Consider the following 17208-nt stretch of genomic DNA (forward strand, 5'->3'; position numbering starts at 1 on the left):
GCCCATTTGAAAAGACCGAATGGCCGCTTACTTCTTCATGGCGCCCATGACCGCGCCGAGAATGCCGGTCAGGATCGCGCCACCGCCGGCGCCGCCGACGATGTTGTTGAGGTTCAGCGCGCTGCCGAGACCGCTCGTTGCTGCTGCCGCAGCCGCCGGATCGACCGCGCCGCCACCCAGCAGGCTGCCGAGGATCGCCGCACCGCCGACACCGCCAATGGCTCCACCCAGGATTTTGGGAAGCTGACCCATCGCCGCCGTCTTGAGCGCCGCACCGACCGCCTGACCACCGATGATACCCGTAATCACCTGTATTATGATCGGAAGAAGCGTGTTCATGTCCATATGATTAGTCCCTCCATAGCTGCCAGCCTCCCGGGCCGACAGCATCATGAGACGCCGAATTGGACGAAAGTCAAATGCAGGAACGCTTAAATAAAAGGGGCGGCCCTAAAACCGCCCCTGCTTGCTAAAAAAGCTGTGACTTTCGTTATTCTGCGGCGATCGCGTGCTTGGGCTGAACGGCGGCAGAATAGTCATTCATAAGGTTTTTGGCGATTTCACCGACCTCGAATCGGTAAGGTCCGATCTCCGAAACCGGCGTTACTTCCGCTGCCGTCCCGGTCAGGAAGCATTGCTCGAAGCCCTCGAGTTCTTCCGGCAGGATGGCGCGTTCGATCACCTCCAGGCCGCGATCCTTGGCCAAGCCAATGACCGTGCGGCGGGTGATGCCGTCAAGGAAGCAATCGGGCTTGGGCGTGTGGATCTTGCCGTCCTTGACGAAGAAAATGTTGGCGCCGGTCGCTTCGGCGACCTGGCCACGCCAGTCGAGCATCATGGCGTCGGCATAGCCCTTGGCCTCGGCGGCATGCTTGGACATGGTGCAGATCATGTAGAGGCCGGCGGCCTTCGACTTGGAAGGCGCGGTGCGCGGGTCTGGCCGGCGCCATTCCGCCACATCGAGGCGGATACCTTTCAGCTTCTGCGCGGGATCGAAATAGCTCGGCCATTGCCAGATGGCGATGGCGCAGTTGATGCGGTTGTTCTGCGCCGAAACGCCCATCTGTTCACTGCCGCGCCAGGCGATCGGCCGGACATAGGCATCCTGGAAACCCTGCTTCTTCAGAAGCGTGGTGGAGGCGTCGTTGAGCTCCGCCACCGAATAGGGAATCTTGAAGCCGAGCAGGTGCGCCGATTCATGCAGGCGCTCGGTGTGTTCATTGAGCTTGAAGATCTCGCCGCCATAGGCGCGCTCGCCCTCGAAGACGGCGCTGGCGTAATGCAGGCCATGGGTCAGCACATGGATCTTGGCGTCACCCCATTGGACGAATTCGCCGTTCATCCAGATGAAACCATCCAGTTGGTCGAAGGGAACGGATGCCATGGTAACCTCCCGCGGGCGGCAGCCCGCATAGTGTTGTATCGTTGGTGTTTCGTGTCGGCCGCCCAAAGCGGCTTTTATGCTGGAGCGTAGGCGGATAATTGCGCTCTGGCAAACTCAGGAAGTTCCGGAAAAACCGGCTTCCCTTGCCTTTTCGTTCGCAATCCGCCCAAAAGCTTGTCAAAAATTACCATTGCAGGGAAATTACGTCAATAGTACTGACATAATCTCTCTTTCCCACGGAGAAATGATGACGGATCGAAGCCACGCAGCCGGAAAACCGATCAGGACCGCGATCACCGACGAGGACGGCATCGACTTCGCCATCATCGAGCTGCTCTTCTTCGCCTATCGTGACTTCACCTCCGATCCGGACCAGATTCTGGCCGATTACGGTTTCGGCCGGGCTCACCACCGGGTGCTGCATTTCGTCAACCGCAGGCCCGGCCTGACGGTCGCCGAACTGCTCGACGTGCTGAAGATTACCAAGCAGAGCCTGGCCCGCGTGCTCAAGCAATTGATCGACACCGACCATGTCGTGCAATTGCAAGGGCCGCGCGACCGCCGCCAGCGCGAGCTTTATCCGACGGCCAAGGGCCGTGCGCTGGCGCTGGCGCTGGCGCGGCCACAGTCGCGCCGCATCCATGCTGCATTGGGAGATTCCGGAATAACCGAACGGATCCTGGTGGAACGGTTCCTCGAAGCGATGGTCAATCCGGAACTGAGGGCGCAGATCGACATTGGATCCGCAAAGATGTCAGGGAAAAGCCATGGAGAGCACTGAACGGGTCGATCACGCGGCCGCACCGGACGACGACGCGCCACATCTGCTTGTGGTCGACGACGACACCCGCATCCGCAATCTTCTCAAGCAGTATCTGACCGAAAACGGCTTTCGCGTCACCGTCGCCGGCAATGCCGGCGAAGCCAGACGCAAGCTTGCCGGCCTCGACTTCGACCTTCTGGTGCTGGACGTTATGATGCCTGGCGAGACGGGCGTCGACTTGACCAAGTCGCTGCGGGCCGAAAAGAACGTACCGATCCTGATGCTGACGGCGCTGTCGGAGACCGACAGCCGCATCTCAGGGCTGGAGGCCGGCGCCGACGACTATCTGCCAAAACCCTTCGATCCGCGCGAGCTGATCCTGCGCATCAACAACATCCTGCGCCGCGGTGGCCCTGCCACCACGCCCAAGGTCGAGCAGCTGGTCTTCGGCCCCTACACCTTCCAGATCGCCAGACGCGAATTGAAGCGTGGCGGCGAGGCGCTGAAGCTGACCGACCGCGAGCAGGAGATCCTGGCGATCTTCGCCGCGCGGGCAGGCGAGACGATACCCCGCCACGAGCTTGTCGGCGACGATTCGGAAGTTGGCGAGCGCACCATCGACGTCCAGATCAACCGGCTGCGCCGCAAGATCGAGCGCGATCCGTCCAATCCGGTCTGGCTGCAGACCGTACGCGGTATTGGGTATCGGCTCAGCGTGGAATAGAATGCCGCCTGCGGCTGGCTGAACGGCTGCGGGCAAGCGAAAAGAGCGAATGGCAACCACGGAACTGGAACAGCCGGGCAATGGCGGCTTGAGCGCACGCGCCACGCGGACGCTGAAGGCGGTGCCGCGCGCTTGGAACCGCTTCTGGCGCCTCGTCTCGCTCTACATGCCAAAGCGGCTCTATGCCCGCTCGCTGATCATCGTCATCGCGCCGATGATCCTTCTGCAATCGGTCGTCGCCTTTGTCTTCATGGAACGCCATTGGGCAACCGTGACGCAGCGCCTGTCGCAGGCCACCGTGCGCGACATCGCCGCCATCATCGACCTGATCGAAACCTATCCGCGCGACGCCGACTACACCAACATCATCCGCATCGCCCAGGACCGCATGCAGCTGAAGGTCGACCTCTTGCCGCCCGACCCGCTGCCCGCGCCCGGCCCAAAGCCGTTCTTCTCGATTTTGGATGATGTTCTGTCGTCCGAGATCACGCGCCAGATCAATCGACCGTTCTGGATCGACACGGTCGGCAATTCCAACATCGTCGAGGTGCGCGTCCAGCTCGAGAACAAGGTGCTGCGCGTCTTCGTGCGCCGCAGCCAGGCCTATGCCTCGAACACCCACATCTTCCTGATCTGGATGGTCGGCACCTCGCTGGTGCTCCTGATGATCGCCATTCCCTTCCTGCGCAACCAGATCCGGCCGATCCTGACGCTTGCCGAAGCCGCCGAAAGCTTCGGCAAGGGCCGGCCGATGCCGCGCGATTTCCGGCCGCGCGGCGCCGAGGAGGTCCGCCGCGCCGGCTTTGCCTTCATGCAAATGCGCGAGCGCATCGAGCGCCAGATCGAGCAACGCACCGCCATGCTCACCGGCGTCAGCCATGACCTGCGAACCATCCTCACCCGCTTCAAGCTGCAGCTTGCGCTTTCCGGCGGCAAGGCCGAGACCAAGGCGGCGCTCGACCAGGACATCGACGACATGCAGTCGATGCTCGAAGGCTATCTCGCCTTTGCCCGTGGCGAGGCTTCGGAAGACGCCGGACGGTTCGATCTCGAGGCCTATTTCGAGAAGCTCGGCGAGGAAGCCAGGCTGCGCAAGCGCAAGCTGTCGACGACGCTTGCCGGCGACCCCGATGTGCATGTGCGGCCGAACGCCTTTGCCCGGCTGATGTCCAACGTCATCGGCAACGCCTTCCGCTATGCCAAGACGGTGGAGGTCAACGCCACCCATGGCCGCGGCTCGCTTCTGGTCACCATCGACGACGATGGTCCGGGCATTCCCGCAGACCGGCGCGAAGACGTGTTCAAACCGTTCGTGCGGCTCGACGAGGCCCGCAACCTCGATGCCAGCGGCACCGGGCTCGGCCTGTCGATTGCCCGCGACATCGCCCGCAGCCATGGCGGCGACATCACCCTCGACGACAGCCCGCTCGGCGGACTTCGCGCCGTCATCCAGGTTCCGGCATAGTCGGCGGAGGACGGGCTTCATCCGCCCGTCATGAAACCATGGTCAAGAGCGCGCATGAAGCGCGCGACCTCAATTGATTCGGCCTTGCCGCCTTACTTCGACCCCGTGCCCGCCCGGGTGCGCTGGAGCGAAGCGAGGGCAGCAGGCTGGTCGCCGTTCCGGCATCGTCTCAAGGCAACCGTCGACCTTTCCTGCAAAGGGCCGCCATGCGCATACTGATGGTCACCGACGCCTGGCGCCCGCAGGTCAACGGCGTCGTCCACACGCTGGAGCGGCTCACCGAAACGCTGAAATCCTTCGATGTCGCGGTGGATTTCCTGACGCCCAACATCTTTCGCACCTTGCCCCTGCCGACCTATCCCGACATAAGGCTGGCGCTGACCACGCCCGGCCATGTCGCTCGCCTGATCGAAGCCGGCAAGGCGGACCACATCCACATCGTCACCGAGGGTCCGCTCGGCATCATGGCGCGGCGCTATTGCCGCAATGCCGGCCGGCCGTTCACCACCAGCTACCACACGCGCTTTCCCGAATATCTCAGCGCCCGCCTGCCGGTACCGGAAAGCTGGGCTTATCGCTGGCTGCGCGATTTCCACAATTCCGGCCAGGGCACGCTGGTCGCCACCCAGTCGCTCGCCGACGACCTTTCTGCGCGCGGCTTCACCAAGCTGCGGCCGTGGACGCGCGGCGTCGACACCGATCATTTCCGCCCGGACAAGAAGAAGGATCTCGGCTTCCCCGGCCCGATCTTCCTCTGCGTCGGTCGCGTCGCCATCGAAAAGAACCTCTCCGCCTTCCTCGACCTCGACCTGCCGGGCAGCAAGGTTATCGTCGGCGAAGGCCCCGAGCTTGCCAGGCTGAAGGCGAAGTACCCGCAGGCGCATTTCCTCGGCCATCGTCCCAATGACGAACTGGCCGAGATCTATGCCTCGGCCGACGTCTTCGTCTTCCCCAGCCGCACCGACACCTTCGGCAACGTCATCATCGAGGCGCTGGCCAGCGGCACGCCGGTCGCCGCCTATCCGGTGACCGGGCCGATCGACATCGTCGGCGATGGCTTTGGCGGCGCGGTCTCCAACGACCTGCGCGAGGCCTCGCTCGCCGCGCTCAACGTCGACCGCGCGCAGGCACGCGAACGCGCCATGCGCTACAGCTGGAAAGCTTGCGCGGAAATGTTCCTCGACACAGTCGAGGAAGCGCTGGGAACGACGCGGAAGCTGGCGGCCTAAAACAACCTGCCGCCATCCGGCACCTTGCGCTCGATGGCTCCAAGCACCACCGCGCCCTCCTCATCGGGAAAGCCGAGCGTCAGCACTTCCGACATGAACGGGCCGATCTGGCGCGGCGGGAAATTGACCACCGCGAACACCTGCCGGCCGATCAGCGTCTCCGGCGCATAGTATTTCGTGATCTGCGCCGACGATTTCTTGATGCCGATGTCGGTGCCGAAATCGATCTTCAGCTTGAATGCGGGCTTACGCGCCTGCGGAAACGGTTCGGCCTCCACGATCGTGCCGGCGCGGATATCGACACGATCGAAATCGGCAAAACTGATCTCGGGCTTGCGCTCGCTGCTCGAACTCATCTTGGTCTTTGACTCAGGCGTTGCCGTAGGTCTCGAACAGCACGCCGGCCAGTGCGTCCTTGGCCGAGGTTCCGGACCAGACAACAAACTGGAAGGCCTGGAAATAGCATTCGCAGGCTTCCAGCGCCGACGACAGCAACACTTCAACCTGCTGGCTCGACGGCTCGACCCCGCCGGCCAGAAGCAGCGACTGGCGGAACATGATCGCGCCCTCCTGCTCCCAGAGGTCGAAATGGCCGAACAGCATCTGCTCGTTGATCAGCGACAAGAGCCGCATCACTTCCAGCGCGCGGGTCTCCGGCACCTTGATGTCGAAGGCGCAGGCCAGGTGCAGCGCCTCGAAATCCTCCATCCACGAGAAGGAGACGTGATAGTCGGTCCAGCTTCCGGCAACCGAGATCGAAATCTCGTCGTCGCCGGCCCGCTCAAAGGACCAGTCGTTGTTGTGGGCCACCTGCTCGATAACATCCACCGGATGGATTTCGCGGGAGAATTCGAGTTCGAGAAGTTCCATGGAATGCTTCCTGTCGTTCTGTACGAGCGCCGCCACACGCTCCGCGGGAGGGCACACACAACGAACAATCTTGTCTAGAACTCGGACGGTCAGGACTTTCTTCGCGCAAAAGACTACTTCTCGACACAAAGACCCCGGACCGGACCCCACCGCCCGGCCGCATGACCCTGCTCCGAATCATGCAACAAATTCAGTCTATTGATCGGGAGTCGCGTGAACAGCCCAATTTTTCGCACTGCGTCATTCGCATGTGGAAAGCCGCTGTCACAAAGATTCATGCAATGCCGTTAAGCGATTCACGGCAAAGCGCTTTTCAGGATCGGGCTATGTGGAAAAGTTTAACGATTATTTTTTTGCGCGGGGCTTGGCCGCCGCCGCTGGTGCGGCGTCACCGGCCAGCTCGGCAAGCTTCGCCTCGAGCGCCTCGATGCGGGCGGCAAGGCGGGTGTTTTCTTCCCGAGCCTTGGCGGCCATCTCGCGCGCGGCTTCGAACTCTTCGCGCTGCACCACGTCCATGGTATTGAGAATGCGTTCGGCCTGCCCCTTGAACGCGGTCTCCACCTCACGGCGCACGCCCTGGGCGGCGCCGGCGGCGTCGGTCATCAGCTTGGCGAATTCATCGAGAATGCGGTTCGGTCCGGTCGACATGGCAAATCCTCGCGCTTGCTTGAATTGAGTTAGTGGCGCTGCGCGCGGAATGCAAGAACGTTGAAGGCAGCTGCGGCATCAAGTCGGGAGCATCTACCTTGCCTTGACCCTGCCAAAACCCTGCCGCATGGTCCGCGCCCAAACGCGATTGCAACCGAGAGTTCCCCGTTGAACGAATATTTCCTGCTGCCGCTGGCCTCCTTGCCCTTCCCCAACATCAACCCGATCCTCATCCAGATCGGACCGCTGGCGGTGCACTGGTACGGTGTCGGCTACATCGTCGGCATCCTGTTCGCCTGGTGGTACGCCAAGCGGCTCGCCAGCAATGCCAAGCTGTGGCCGAACGGCGTCCTGCCGATGAAGCCGGAGGATCTCGACGACTTCATCGTCTGGGCGGCCATCGGCGTCGTGCTCGGCGGCCGCACCGGCTATGTGCTGTTCTACGACCTGCCGCGTTACATCGCCCACCCGCTCGACATCTTCGCCGTCTGGCAGGGCGGCATGTCGTTCCATGGCGGCCTGCTCGGCGTCATCCTCGCCATGACGCTGTTCTCCATCAAGCGCGGCATCCGCACATGGTCGCTGTTTGACGTCGTGGCGGCCGGCGTGCCCGTCGGCCTTGGCCTGGTGCGCGTCGCCAATTTCATCAATTCCGAGCTGTGGGGCCGGCCAACCGACATGCCGTGGGCGTTCGAATTCCCCAATGGCGGGCCGTTTGCCCGTCATCCGAGCCAGCTCTACGAGGCGCTGCTCGAGGGCGTGGTGCTGTTCCTCGTGCTGCGCATCCTCACCCATTCGCGCCTCAAGCTGAAAACGCCGCGCTTCGTCGGCGGCGCCTTCATCTGCGGCTATGGCCTGTCGCGCATCTTCGTCGAGTTCTTCCGCGAGCCCGACCAGCAGCTCGGCTATCTCCTCGGCACCAACTGGCTGACCATGGGCATGATCCTTTCTACCCCGATGGTGCTGGCCGGTATCTGGGCGATGCTGACCGCCAAGCCGGTGGCACAGCCGCAGCCGGCATGACACTGCTGAAAACCCGCATCGTCGACCTGATCGAGGCCCTGGGGCCGCTTCCCGTCAACGAATACATGGCGCTGTGCCTGTTCGACCCCGAGGACGGCTACTACACGACGCGCGAGCCCTTTGGTGCGGCCGGCGACTTCATCACCGCACCCGAGATCAGCCAGATGTTCGGTGAACTGGTCGCTGTGTGGATATACCAGGCTTGGGCAGCGAGCGGCCGGCCGCTGCCGGCCACCATCGCCGAGATCGGCCCCGGTCGCGGCACGCTGATGAAGGACATGCTGCGCACGCTGTCGCGGCTTGATCCCGATCTGGCCAACGGCGTCATCTTCGCCATGATCGAGACCAGCCCGCGCCTGACAGAGGTCCAGCAACAGACGCTTGGCGTCACACCTTTCGCGGTTCGCTGGCACGAGACCATCGAGACCTTGCCGCAACAGCCGCTGTTCATCGTCGGCAACGAGTTGTTCGACGCCGTGCCCGTCCGCCAATTCGTCCGCGCCGGTGCCGGCTGGCGCGAGCGCATGGTTGGCCTCGATGACACCAATGACCTTTGCTTCTTCGCCGGCGCCGGCTCGGTCGACCCGACATTGTTGCCCGCCGATGCCACTGAGGCGCCGCAAGGTGCGATCGTCGAAATAGCGCCTGCCCGCACCGCACTGATGGCAGCCATCGCCGAGCGTATATCCCAGGAAGGCGGCGCCGGCCTGTTCCTCGACTATGGCCATCTCCAGCCGGGTGTCGGCGACACGCTGCAGGCCTTGCGCAGCCACAATCACGAAGATGTGCTGGCCAATCCCGGTGAGGCCGACCTCACCACCCATGTCGATTTCGCCGCCCTTGCCGCAACCGTGCGCGCGCATGGCCTCGACGCCCATCTGTCGACGCAGGGCGACTTTCTGCTCGGCATGGGCATTCTCGAACGCGCCGGCCGGCTCGGCGCCGATGCCGACCAGGCGGCACGCGACAAGATCGCTGAAGCCGTCGAGCGCCTCGCCGGGCCGCAAGCGATGGGCGATCTGTTCAAGGTGCTTGCCATGCTGCCGCGCGGCGTGGCCGCCCCACTCTCAGCAACGACGCCATTTGCCACGGCGGATTGACTTTTCACCGCCGTCCCTCCCAATCTCCCGTCCGGCGAAAGAGCGGCCAAACCGCCTGCTCCGCCTTCTTTTCGACGAAGCACCTTTTTCTTGACGAAACCGCCCACACGGACAACAACGCCCGCATGTTGAATCAGACCAAACCGGATCCCGTTCGGTCGCCGCTGCTGGACAAGGCGCAGGCACAAGGCATCCGGCACGGCTATTTCACCCGCATCGGCGGTGTCTCCAGCGGCATCTATCAGGGCCTCAACATCGGCACCGGATCGGACGACGACCGGGCGCTGGTGGCCGAGAACCGCGGCCGCGTCGCCGCCTGGATGGGCGTGCCGGCGAGCCATCTGTTGACCGCCTGGCAGATTCATTCGCCCGACGTCATCATCGTCAGCGAACCCTTTGCCGGCGAACGGCCCAAGGCCGACGCCATCGTCACCGACAGGCCCGGCATCGCCATCGGCGCCTCGACCGCCGATTGCGGTCCGGTACTGTTCGCGGATGCCGAGGCGCGCATCATCGGCGCCGCACATGCCGGCTGGAAAGGCGCCTTCACCGGTGTGCTCGAGAACACCATCCTCGCCATGGAAACCCTTGGCGCCCGGCGCGACAACATCGTCGCCGTACTCGGCCCCTCGATCGGCCCCGATAACTATGAGGTCGGGCCGGAATTCATCGCCCGCTTCGTCGAGGCCGACGCTGAAAACATCCTCTATTTCGCACCCTCGGCAACCCCCGGCCATGCGATGTTCGACCTCAACCGCTACACGGTCGACCGGCTGGCCAAGGCCGGCGTGACGGCCGAGGGCCTCGGCCGCTGCACCTATGCCGAGGAAGATCTGTTTTACTCCTACCGGCGCACCACGCACCGCAAGGAACCCGATTACGGCCGGCAGGTTTCGGCAATCGTTTTGGAGAGGGAATAATGGCGTTGCATTTTGAACGATCGGAATTTGACGCGCGGCGCGACCGGCTGATGATCGAGATGGCCGAGAAGAAGCTCGACGCTATCCTGCTGTTCGCGCAGGAAAGCATGTACTGGCTGACTGGCTACGACACGTTCGGTTTCTGCTTCTTCCAGTGCCTGGTGGTGAAGGCCGACGGTTCGATGGTGCTTCTGACCCGCTCGGCCGATCTGCGCCAGGCGCGCCAGACCTCCATCATCGACAACATCGTCTTGTGGACCGACCGCAACGGTGCCAATCCGGCGGTCGACCTGCGCAATCTGCTCAACGAGCTCGACCTGCTCGGCGCCCGCATCGGCGTCGAATACGACACCCACGGCCTGACCGCCTTCAATGGCCGCCGGCTCGACGAACAGTTGCAGACCTTCGGCCAGATCGCCGATGCGTCCGGCATTGTCGGCCGGCTGCGCCTGTTCAAGAGCCCCGCCGAAATCGCCAAGGCCGAGAGGGCCGCCAATCTGTCCGACGACGCGCTCGACGCGGCCCTGCCGCTGATCAAGCAGGGCGGCGACGAAGCCCTGATCCTGGCCGCCATGCAAGGTGCGGTCTTTGCCGGCGGCGGCGACTATCCGGCTAACGAGTTCATCATCGGCTCCGGCGTCGACGCGCTGCTGTGCCGCTACAAGGCCGGCCGCCGCAAGCTCACCAAGAACGACCAGCTGACGCTCGAATGGGCCGGCGTCTTCAACCATTACCATGCGCCGATGATGCGCACGGTGCTGACCGGCAAGGTGTCGAAGCGCCATCAGGAGCTGTTCGACGCCGCGCGCGCAGCACTTCTGGCCGTCGAAAAGGCGATGATGCCGGGCAACAGCTTCGGCGACGTGTTCGATGCCCATGCCCGCACCATGGAAGCGCACGGCCTGACCAAGCACCGGCTGAACGCCTGCGGCTACTCGGTCGGCGCCCGCTTCACGCCGTCCTGGATGGACATGCCGATGTTCTACCAGGGCAACCCCGAACCGATCGCGCCGAACATGACGCTGTTCGCCCACATGATCATCATGGATTCCGACACCGAGACGGCGATGACGCTTGGCCGCACCTACCTGACCACCGAATCCCAGCCCAAGCCGCTGTCCCGCCATGATCTCGACTTGATCGTACAGTGAATCCATAATGGGAGGCGTTCTTCGCCAAGGAGTTAGAAGGCAAATGAGACGATCGCATGTGACGACCGTGTCATTGCTTGTGGCATTGGCTCTTGCCGCCTGCACCAACGCAAAGGACGTGCTTGAACCGTCGGCCATCACCCCGCCGGCGACGTCGGCACAGACGCTGCCCGCCACGTCAGGCAACACGGCAGCCACGGTTCCGGCACCGGCCGGCACCACGGCGGGCGCTCCTGCAACCGCCACCACCCCGGTCACATCTGCCCAAAGCGCTGCGATCCTGTCGAAGACCCGCCTACAGATCGCGCCGATCGTCGGTGCGTCGGTGGAAGCGGCGACACCGCTGACGGCGGAGTTGCAGACGCGCGCCAGGCAGCGCGGTATCACGCTCGCCGGCAGCGCCGACCAGACCGCGACCCATGTGCTGAAGGGCTACTTCTCGACGATGTCGGAAGGCACGGACACCACCGTCATTTATGTCTGGGACGTCTACGACCCGGCCGGCAACCGCCTGCACCGCATCAACGGCCAGCAGAAGGCGCCGTCGGTCAAATCCGGCGACAGCGGGGGCGGCGACAGCTGGAAGGGGGTCTCGCCGGCCACCATGCAGTCGATCGCCGACCAGACCATCGACCAATTCGCGGCCTGGCTCGGCGGCAAGGCGGGCTGAAATGTTGCAGCCTGGTGATGGCGCGGAGCTTTCTTGAGTTTAGCCGGCGGATTCCCGATCTCGGCGCTTGCAATACCGGCGCGGGCCGCTAAAAGCCCGGTTAAAGGGCGCAGGCGAGTCCGTCAGGTCTTTCCATCCTCCACCAGGAACGGTGCATGAAACTCTTCGCGGGCAATTCCAACAGGGTGCTGGCCGAAGCGGTCGCCCGGTACCTCAACATCCCGCTGGGCAAGGCCAGTGTCAGGCGCTTCGCCGACCAGGAAATCTTCGTCGAGATCCAGGAAAACGTTCGCGGCGAGGATGTCTTCATCCTGCAGTCGACATCGTTCCCGACCAACGATCACCTGATGGAACTGCTCATCATGATCGATGCCTTCATGCGCTCGTCGGCCAAGCGCATCACGGCGGTCATCCCCTATTTCGGCTACGCCAGGCAGGACCGCCGCGCCTCCGGCCGCACGCCGATCTCGGCCAAGCTGGTCGCCAACATGATCACCCGCGCCGGCGTCGACCGCGTTTTGACGCTCGACCTGCATGCCGGCCAGATCCAGGGCTTCTTCGACATCCCGACCGACAATCTGTTTTCCGTGCCGGTCATGGCCCGCGACGTGAAGGCCAAATACAAGCAGCTCGGCAACGTCGTGGTGGTCTCGCCCGACATCGGCGGCGTGGTCCGCGCCCGTGCGCTGGCCAAGCGCTTCGATGCGCAACTCGCCATCGTCGACAAGCGCCGTGAACGGCCCGGCGAATCGGAAGTGATGAACATCATCGGCGCGGTCGCCGGCAAGGATTGCCTGCTGATCGACGACATCGTCGATTCCGGCGGCACGCTGTGCAACGCCGCCGATGCGCTGCTGGCCAACGGCGCCACCAGCGTCACCGCCTACATCACCCACGGTGTGCTGTCGGGCGGCGCGGTTGCCCGCATCAGCGGCTCGAAACTGCAGGAGCTGGTGATCACCGATTCCATCCAGCCGACCCAGGGCGTGCTTGACGCTCCCAACATCCGCGTCATCTCGATCGCCGACCTGATGGGCGAGGCCATTTCGCGCACGGCGACCGAGGAATCGGTGTCCAGTCTCTTCGACTAGACCGGCCTGCCGTTACGGCGCAGGGCTTTCCAGCCGAACCGGGCCGATCAGGCGACGGGCGACTTCGACGCTTTCGCGGGCGCCGCGCATATAACCGCGCGGCGACGCGCCCAGCATGCGCTTGAACATGGTGATGAAGGCCGGCACGCTGTCATAGCCGAGATCGAGCGCCACCCTGGTGATCGGCTCGCCGTCGGCCAGCCGCGGTAGCGCCGCGAACAGGCAGGCCTGCTGGCGCCATGTCGACAGCGACAGGCCGGTCTGGCGCTGAAAGGCGCGGGTGAAGGAGCGGCGGCTCATGCCGGCGGCATCGGCCCACTCGTCGATCGTCGCGTGCGGCGACGGCGCAGCGACGAAACGCCGGCACAGCGCCGACAGCCTGGGATCGGACGGGAATGGCAGGCCGAGCGGCCGTTCCGGCAAGGTCGGGATTTCATGCAGCAACAGGTTCATGATCAGCCCGCCGCGCCCTTCCAGTTCGCCGCCCTGCGGGAGCTTCTCCGATTCTACGATCAGGCTGTGCATCAGGTCGGTGACGCCGACGACGCGCAAGCCTTCGGGCAGCCCGGGGATCGCCTGCGGCATGACATAGACTGAACGCATCGAGACATCGCCCAGCATTTCGACGGAATGCTCGGTGCCGGCTGGAATCCACATCGCGTGGTCGGGCGGCACCATCCAGCGCCCGTAGCGCGTCGTCACCAGCACCACCCCGACCAACGCATGCAGCAGCTGGCTGCGGCTGTGGCGGTGTTGCGGCACACGGTAGCCATCGGGATATTCCGTCGGCAGCGCCACCGCCGGCCCGGCCACTTGCTCCAGCCACTGCCAGCGGCTCTCGTGCAGCTGACCGAGATTGGCATTGCCGGCGTGAAAGACTTCTTTGCCGTGCGGCATCCTGTATGGCCCACTTGCGAAACTATTGGACCAAACCACGAAAGAAGTCGTGCCGCAAGCGGCTTATAAGGCACCGTCCTCAGGCGCTCCGCAGGAGCGTCCGACAAGGCGGCCGCAGGAGCGTCCGTCAACTGCCTGCGGGTGTGCCCGCCAAAAAGACCACGGAGCCTACCTTGACCGATACGACAGCCGCCAGCGTCGCCCCACCGGCGAGCGCCAGTCATGCTTCAGCCCAGGCGACGGCCTTCACCGTCATCCTGGCAGTGAGCTTCTGCCACTGCATTAACGACATCATGCAGTCGCTGCTATCGGCCATCTATCCCTTGCTGAAAGAGAATTACGGCCTCGATTTCTGGCAGATCGGCCTCCTGACTTTCACCTTCCAGGTGACCGCATCGCTGCTGCAGCCGGTGATCGGCATGATCACCGACAAGCGGCCGATGCCCTATTCGCTGCCCTACGGCATGGCGTCGTCGCTGATCGGCCTGGTCGTGCTCGCCTATGCCGGCCACTATTCGCTGCTCCTGATCGGCGCCTCGCTGATCGGCATCGGCTCGGCGATCTTCCATCCGGAATCCTCGCGCATCGCCCGCTTCGCCTCCGGCGGCCGCTTCGGCCTGGCGCAGTCGCTGTTCCAGGTCGGCGGCAATTTCGGCCAGTCCATGGGGCCGTTGCTGGCCGCCTTCATCGTCGTGCCGTTCGGCCAGACCAGCATCTCCTGGTTTGCCGTCGGCTCGCTGATCGGCATCATCGTTTTGTGGCAGGTCGGCGGCTGGTACAGCCGGCTGCGCGCCGCACAGGGCAGCCGCAAGACGGCAAGCTTCGTCTCGCCCTTCCCGCGCCGCAAGGTCATGAATGCATTGATCGTGCTGACGCTGCTGGTGCTGAGCAAGAATGCCTACATCGCCAGCCTCGCCAGCTATTATACCTTCTATTCCATGCATAAGTTCGGGGTTTCGGTGCAGATGTCGCAGGTCATGCTGTTCCTGTTCCTCGGCGCCTCGGCGCTGGGCATCCTGCTCGGCGGCCCGTTCGGCGACCGCTATGGACAGAAGGCGATGATCTGGTTCTCCATCGTCGGCGTGCTGCCCTTCACGCTGGCCCTGCCCTACGCCAATCTGGAATGGACGATGGTGCTGACCGTGCTGATCGGCCTGATCCTGTCGTCGGCCTTCTCCAACATCGTCGTCTTTGCGCAAGAATTGGTACCGGGACGTGTCGGCATGATCGCCGGCATCTTCTTCGGCTTCGCCTTCGGTATGGGCGGCATCGCTGCTGCCGTGCTCGGCGTTGTCGCCGACATGAAGGGCATCGATTATGTCTTCCAGATCTGCTCGTATCTGCCGCTGCTCGGGCTGCTGACCGTGTTCCTGCCGAACATGAAGGAAGCCAGAAAGGCACAGGCGGTCGCTGCAATCCGCTAGACTTGAAACCGGACGAGAAAGGCGCCCGCTTGATGGCGGGCGCCTTTTTTCTTCGAAAATGTCCTAGGCCTTGAAGAAGGCCAGCAGGTCGGCGTTGATGATGTCGGCATGGGTCGTGGCCATGCCGTGCGGGTAGCCCTTGTAGATCTTGAGCTCGCCCTTCTTGAGCAGCTTGATCGTCAACAGCGCCGAGTCGGCGATCGGAACGATCTGGTCGTCGTCGCCATGCATGACCAGCACCGGCACGTCGATCGCCTTCAAATCCTCGGTGAAGTCGGTTTCCGAGAAGGCCTTGATGCAATCGTAGTGCGCCTTGGTGCCGCCCATCATGCCCTGGCGCCACCAATTGTCGATGACGCCTTCCGACACTGCCGCGCCGGGACGATTGAAGCCATAGAATGGGCCGGCCGGGACATCCCTGTAAAGCTGGGCGCGATTGGCCGCCACGCCGGAGCGGAAGCCATCGAACACTTCGATCGGCAGGCCGCCGGGATTGGCGGCAGTCTTGAGCATGATTGGCGGCACCGCGCCGATCAGCACCGCCTTGGCGACGCGGCCCTCGGCACCATATTGGGCGACATAGCGCGCCACTTCGCCGCCGCCGGTCGAATGACCGACATGGATGGCGTTCTTGAGATCCAGATGGGCGGCGAGTTCCGCGACATCGGCGGCATAGGCGTCCATCTCGTTACCGATATCCGTCTGGGTCGAGCGGCCATGACCACGGCGATCGTGGGCAATGACCCGGTAGCCCTGTGCCAGGAAGAACAGCATCTGGGCGTCCCAGTCGTCGCTGCTCAATGGCCAGCCGTGATGGAAGACGATCGGTTGCCCGGTCCCCCAGTCCTTGTAGTAGATCTGTGTTCCGTCCTTGGTGGTGATCGTGCCGCTGCCGGAGTTGGGCTTGGTTTGCGAGGTCATCTCAATCTCCTTTCAGTTGTTGTCACGATAAACAATACCGCGATATCAATATGCCTAACGTAGCTCGATACCCTTGTCCACGAAAATATATATCGCGATACCATTTTTCGTGGTATCGAATTGACGCCTGTGTCGGCAAGAAGGAACGCGCCGTGCCTCTTCCGTTGGACAACCAGCTCTGTTTCACGCTCTACGCCACCAGCATGGCGATCAACCGCACCTACAAGCCGATGCTGGACGAGATGGGGATCACCTATCCGCAATACCTGGTGCTGAACGCACTTGGAGAGGCCGACGGCATGTCGGTCGGCACCATCGCCCACAGGCTCGCTCTAGAATCGAGCACCGTCACGCCGCTGGTGAAGCGAATAGAGCAGGCCGGGCTGGTGACCCGCCAGCGCAGCCAGACCGACGAACGCCAGGTGCAGGTCGACCTGACATCAGCCGGGCGCGCGCTGCTTGTCCAGTGCAACTGTCTGAACGAGACCTTGATCGAGCGCTCGGGCATGACGCTGGCTGAGCTCGATGCCCTGAACCGGCAGATCCAGGCGCTACGCGACGCGTTGACCGGGGACCGGTAGTCAGCCGGTTGCCGATCTCGTTATTGGCTGATGGCGATCAGCACCGCACCGGATTCGACTTTTGCTGGATAGGTTTTGAGATTCACGCAAGGCGGCAGCCGCTTTGCCGCGCCGGTCCGATAATCGAAGGCGCCAGCATGTTTGGGGCATTCCACCTCGTAGTCCATCACCAGCCCGTCGGCGAGATGGACGGCCTCATGCGTGCACAGGCCGTCCGTGCAAAAGACCTCGTCGTCGGGTGAGCGGAAGACCGCGTAGGTCCGGCCTTCATGGTCGAAACGGCGGGCACCTTCCTGTTCGATGTCGTCGAGGCCGCAGACCGTGATCCAGCTGGACATTTTTTCCTC

At 63.4% G+C, this 17208-nt stretch carries 20 protein-coding genes; 12 read left to right on the top strand and 8 right to left on the bottom strand.

The genetic code is table 11. The annotated features are described in order from the left end of the window. Window positions 1-27: 27 nt before the first annotated feature. Both EJ076_RS28830 and EJ076_RS28835 read right to left on the bottom strand, forming a co-directional pair. The gene (locus EJ076_RS28830; RefSeq protein WP_109659805.1) at window positions 28-345 is read right to left on the bottom strand and encodes a hypothetical protein; all 318 of its coding nucleotides are present in this window, start codon (window positions 343-345) and stop codon (window positions 28-30) included. Between the two features lie 145 nt (window positions 346-490). Next, entirely contained in the window at window positions 491-1384 is an 894-nt protein-coding gene (locus EJ076_RS28835; RefSeq protein ID WP_126070165.1) for a branched-chain amino acid aminotransferase, read from the bottom strand. 247 nt (window positions 1385-1631) lie between these two features. Here EJ076_RS28835 and EJ076_RS28840 point away from each other — a divergent pair, with 247 nt between their 5' ends. The 4 genes from EJ076_RS28840 to EJ076_RS28855 all read left to right on the top strand — a co-directional run bounded on the left by EJ076_RS28840 (window position 1632) and on the right by EJ076_RS28855 (window position 5565). After that, complete coding sequence (locus EJ076_RS28840) at window positions 1632-2165, top strand: MarR family transcriptional regulator (protein WP_164548903.1); 534 nt, start codon at window positions 1632-1634, stop codon at window positions 2163-2165. Beyond that, a complete protein-coding gene (locus EJ076_RS28845) occupies window positions 2152-2871 on the top strand; it encodes a response regulator transcription factor (RefSeq protein WP_013530014.1) in 720 nt (239 codons plus the stop codon). Before EJ076_RS28840 ends, EJ076_RS28845 begins: the two co-directional genes overlap by 14 nt. A 49-nt stretch (window positions 2872-2920) precedes the next feature. Beyond that, on the top strand, window positions 2921-4336 hold the full coding sequence (locus EJ076_RS28850) for an ATP-binding protein (RefSeq protein ID WP_109659799.1): 1416 nt from the start codon (window positions 2921-2923) through the stop codon (window positions 4334-4336). 206 nt (window positions 4337-4542) lie between these two features. After that, window positions 4543-5565 carry a glycosyltransferase family 1 protein gene (locus EJ076_RS28855; RefSeq protein WP_109659797.1) on the top strand — a complete coding sequence of 341 codons (1023 nt, stop codon included), beginning with the start codon at window positions 4543-4545 and terminating at the stop codon, window positions 5563-5565. On the opposite strand, the gene EJ076_RS28860 is transcribed toward EJ076_RS28855, so the two are convergent. The 3 genes from EJ076_RS28860 to EJ076_RS28870 all read right to left on the bottom strand — a co-directional run bounded on the left by EJ076_RS28860 (window position 5562) and on the right by EJ076_RS28870 (window position 7083). Further along, window positions 5562-5921: a tRNA-binding protein gene (locus EJ076_RS28860; RefSeq protein ID WP_109659793.1), complete on the bottom strand. Its 360-nt coding sequence runs from the start codon at window positions 5919-5921 to the stop codon at window positions 5562-5564. The genes EJ076_RS28855 and EJ076_RS28860 overlap by 4 nt on opposite strands. Before the next feature lie 13 nt (window positions 5922-5934). Next, window positions 5935-6435: a YbjN domain-containing protein gene (locus tag EJ076_RS28865; protein WP_013893499.1), complete on the bottom strand. Its 501-nt coding sequence runs from the start codon at window positions 6433-6435 to the stop codon at window positions 5935-5937. A gap of 345 nt (window positions 6436-6780) precedes the next feature. After that, window positions 6781-7083 (bottom strand): accessory factor UbiK family protein, encoded by a 303-nt coding sequence (locus EJ076_RS28870; protein ID WP_109659791.1) that lies wholly within the window; start codon window positions 7081-7083, stop codon window positions 6781-6783. 168 nt (window positions 7084-7251) lie between these two features. On the opposite strand from EJ076_RS28870, the gene lgt reads away from it, so the two are divergent. From lgt to EJ076_RS28900, 6 genes are all read left to right on the top strand, one after another. Next, on the top strand, window positions 7252-8106 hold the full coding sequence (lgt, locus tag EJ076_RS28875) for a prolipoprotein diacylglyceryl transferase (protein ID WP_126070166.1): 855 nt from the start codon (window positions 7252-7254) through the stop codon (window positions 8104-8106). Next, window positions 8103-9206: a class I SAM-dependent methyltransferase gene (locus EJ076_RS28880; protein WP_126070167.1), complete on the top strand. Its 1104-nt coding sequence runs from the start codon at window positions 8103-8105 to the stop codon at window positions 9204-9206. The genes lgt and EJ076_RS28880 overlap by 4 nt, the downstream gene beginning before the upstream one ends. A 125-nt stretch (window positions 9207-9331) precedes the next feature. Beyond that, entirely contained in the window at window positions 9332-10126 is a 795-nt protein-coding gene (gene pgeF / locus EJ076_RS28885) for a peptidoglycan editing factor PgeF (RefSeq protein ID WP_126070168.1), read from the top strand. Beyond that, window positions 10126-11277: a Xaa-Pro peptidase family protein gene (locus EJ076_RS28890; protein WP_126070169.1), complete on the top strand. Its 1152-nt coding sequence runs from the start codon at window positions 10126-10128 to the stop codon at window positions 11275-11277. The genes pgeF and EJ076_RS28890 overlap by 1 nt, the downstream gene beginning before the upstream one ends. A 43-nt stretch (window positions 11278-11320) precedes the next feature. Next, window positions 11321-11947 (top strand): hypothetical protein, encoded by a 627-nt coding sequence (locus tag EJ076_RS28895; RefSeq protein WP_109659783.1) that lies wholly within the window; start codon window positions 11321-11323, stop codon window positions 11945-11947. A 155-nt stretch (window positions 11948-12102) separates the two neighbouring features. Continuing rightward, window positions 12103-13038 carry a ribose-phosphate pyrophosphokinase gene (locus tag EJ076_RS28900; protein WP_019860650.1) on the top strand — a complete coding sequence of 312 codons (936 nt, stop codon included), beginning with the start codon at window positions 12103-12105 and terminating at the stop codon, window positions 13036-13038. 12 nt (window positions 13039-13050) lie between these two features. Here EJ076_RS28900 and EJ076_RS28905 read toward each other — a convergent pair whose 3' ends face one another. After that, entirely contained in the window at window positions 13051-13935 is an 885-nt protein-coding gene (locus tag EJ076_RS28905; protein ID WP_109659781.1) for a helix-turn-helix transcriptional regulator, read from the bottom strand. Between the two features lie 173 nt (window positions 13936-14108). Between EJ076_RS28905 and EJ076_RS28910 the strand changes: the two genes are divergently transcribed. Next, complete coding sequence (locus tag EJ076_RS28910) at window positions 14109-15359, top strand: MFS transporter (RefSeq protein WP_164548760.1); 1251 nt, start codon at window positions 14109-14111, stop codon at window positions 15357-15359. 63 nt (window positions 15360-15422) lie between these two features. Here EJ076_RS28910 and EJ076_RS28915 read toward each other — a convergent pair whose 3' ends face one another. Continuing rightward, the gene (locus EJ076_RS28915; RefSeq protein ID WP_126070170.1) at window positions 15423-16280 is read right to left on the bottom strand and encodes an alpha/beta hydrolase; all 858 of its coding nucleotides are present in this window, start codon (window positions 16278-16280) and stop codon (window positions 15423-15425) included. Between the two features lie 152 nt (window positions 16281-16432). Here EJ076_RS28915 and EJ076_RS28920 point away from each other — a divergent pair, with 152 nt between their 5' ends. Then, window positions 16433-16861 carry a MarR family transcriptional regulator gene (locus EJ076_RS28920; protein ID WP_126070171.1) on the top strand — a complete coding sequence of 143 codons (429 nt, stop codon included), beginning with the start codon at window positions 16433-16435 and terminating at the stop codon, window positions 16859-16861. 20 nt (window positions 16862-16881) lie between these two features. On the opposite strand, the gene EJ076_RS28925 is transcribed toward EJ076_RS28920, so the two are convergent. Continuing rightward, window positions 16882-17199 carry a MocE family 2Fe-2S type ferredoxin gene (locus EJ076_RS28925; RefSeq protein ID WP_109659774.1) on the bottom strand — a complete coding sequence of 106 codons (318 nt, stop codon included), beginning with the start codon at window positions 17197-17199 and terminating at the stop codon, window positions 16882-16884. Between the last annotated feature and the right edge of the window lie 9 nt (window positions 17200-17208).

Origin of the sequence: Mesorhizobium sp. M7D.F.Ca.US.005.01.1.1 (assembly GCF_003952545.1) — a bacterium.
Lineage (GTDB): Bacteria > Pseudomonadota > Alphaproteobacteria > Rhizobiales > Rhizobiaceae > Mesorhizobium > Mesorhizobium loti.

What these genes read in the sequence shown, in the direction of transcription:
- EJ076_RS28890 (WP_126070169.1), top strand. Translation starts at nt 10,126, where the DNA reads ATGGCGTTGCATTTTGAACGATCGGAATTTGACGCGCGGCGCGACCGG.
- EJ076_RS28840 (WP_164548903.1), top strand. Translation starts at nt 1,632, where the DNA reads ATGACGGATCGAAGCCACGCAGCCGGAAAACCGATCAGGACCGCGATC.
- EJ076_RS28900 (WP_019860650.1), top strand. Translation starts at nt 12,103, where the DNA reads ATGAAACTCTTCGCGGGCAATTCCAACAGGGTGCTGGCCGAAGCGGTC.
- EJ076_RS28850 (WP_109659799.1), top strand. Translation starts at nt 2,921, where the DNA reads ATGGCAACCACGGAACTGGAACAGCCGGGCAATGGCGGCTTGAGCGCA.
- EJ076_RS28835 (WP_126070165.1), bottom strand. Translation starts at nt 1,384, where the DNA reads ATGGCATCCGTTCCCTTCGACCAACTGGATGGTTTCATCTGGATGAAC.
- EJ076_RS28860 (WP_109659793.1), bottom strand. Translation starts at nt 5,921, where the DNA reads ATGAGTTCGAGCAGCGAGCGCAAGCCCGAGATCAGTTTTGCCGATTTC.
- EJ076_RS28925 (WP_109659774.1), bottom strand. Translation starts at nt 17,199, where the DNA reads ATGTCCAGCTGGATCACGGTCTGCGGCCTCGACGACATCGAACAGGAA.
- EJ076_RS28905 (WP_109659781.1), bottom strand. Translation starts at nt 13,935, where the DNA reads ATGCCGCACGGCAAAGAAGTCTTTCACGCCGGCAATGCCAATCTCGGT.
- EJ076_RS28855 (WP_109659797.1), top strand. Translation starts at nt 4,543, where the DNA reads ATGCGCATACTGATGGTCACCGACGCCTGGCGCCCGCAGGTCAACGGC.
- EJ076_RS28865 (WP_013893499.1), bottom strand. Translation starts at nt 6,435, where the DNA reads ATGGAACTTCTCGAACTCGAATTCTCCCGCGAAATCCATCCGGTGGAT.
- EJ076_RS28845 (WP_013530014.1), top strand. Translation starts at nt 2,152, where the DNA reads ATGGAGAGCACTGAACGGGTCGATCACGCGGCCGCACCGGACGACGAC.
- EJ076_RS28870 (WP_109659791.1), bottom strand. Translation starts at nt 7,083, where the DNA reads ATGTCGACCGGACCGAACCGCATTCTCGATGAATTCGCCAAGCTGATG.
- EJ076_RS28915 (WP_126070170.1), bottom strand. Translation starts at nt 16,280, where the DNA reads ATGACCTCGCAAACCAAGCCCAACTCCGGCAGCGGCACGATCACCACC.
- pgeF (WP_126070168.1), top strand. Translation starts at nt 9,332, where the DNA reads ATGTTGAATCAGACCAAACCGGATCCCGTTCGGTCGCCGCTGCTGGAC.
- EJ076_RS28880 (WP_126070167.1), top strand. Translation starts at nt 8,103, where the DNA reads ATGACACTGCTGAAAACCCGCATCGTCGACCTGATCGAGGCCCTGGGG.
- EJ076_RS28895 (WP_109659783.1), top strand. Translation starts at nt 11,321, where the DNA reads ATGAGACGATCGCATGTGACGACCGTGTCATTGCTTGTGGCATTGGCT.
- EJ076_RS28830 (WP_109659805.1), bottom strand. Translation starts at nt 345, where the DNA reads ATGGACATGAACACGCTTCTTCCGATCATAATACAGGTGATTACGGGT.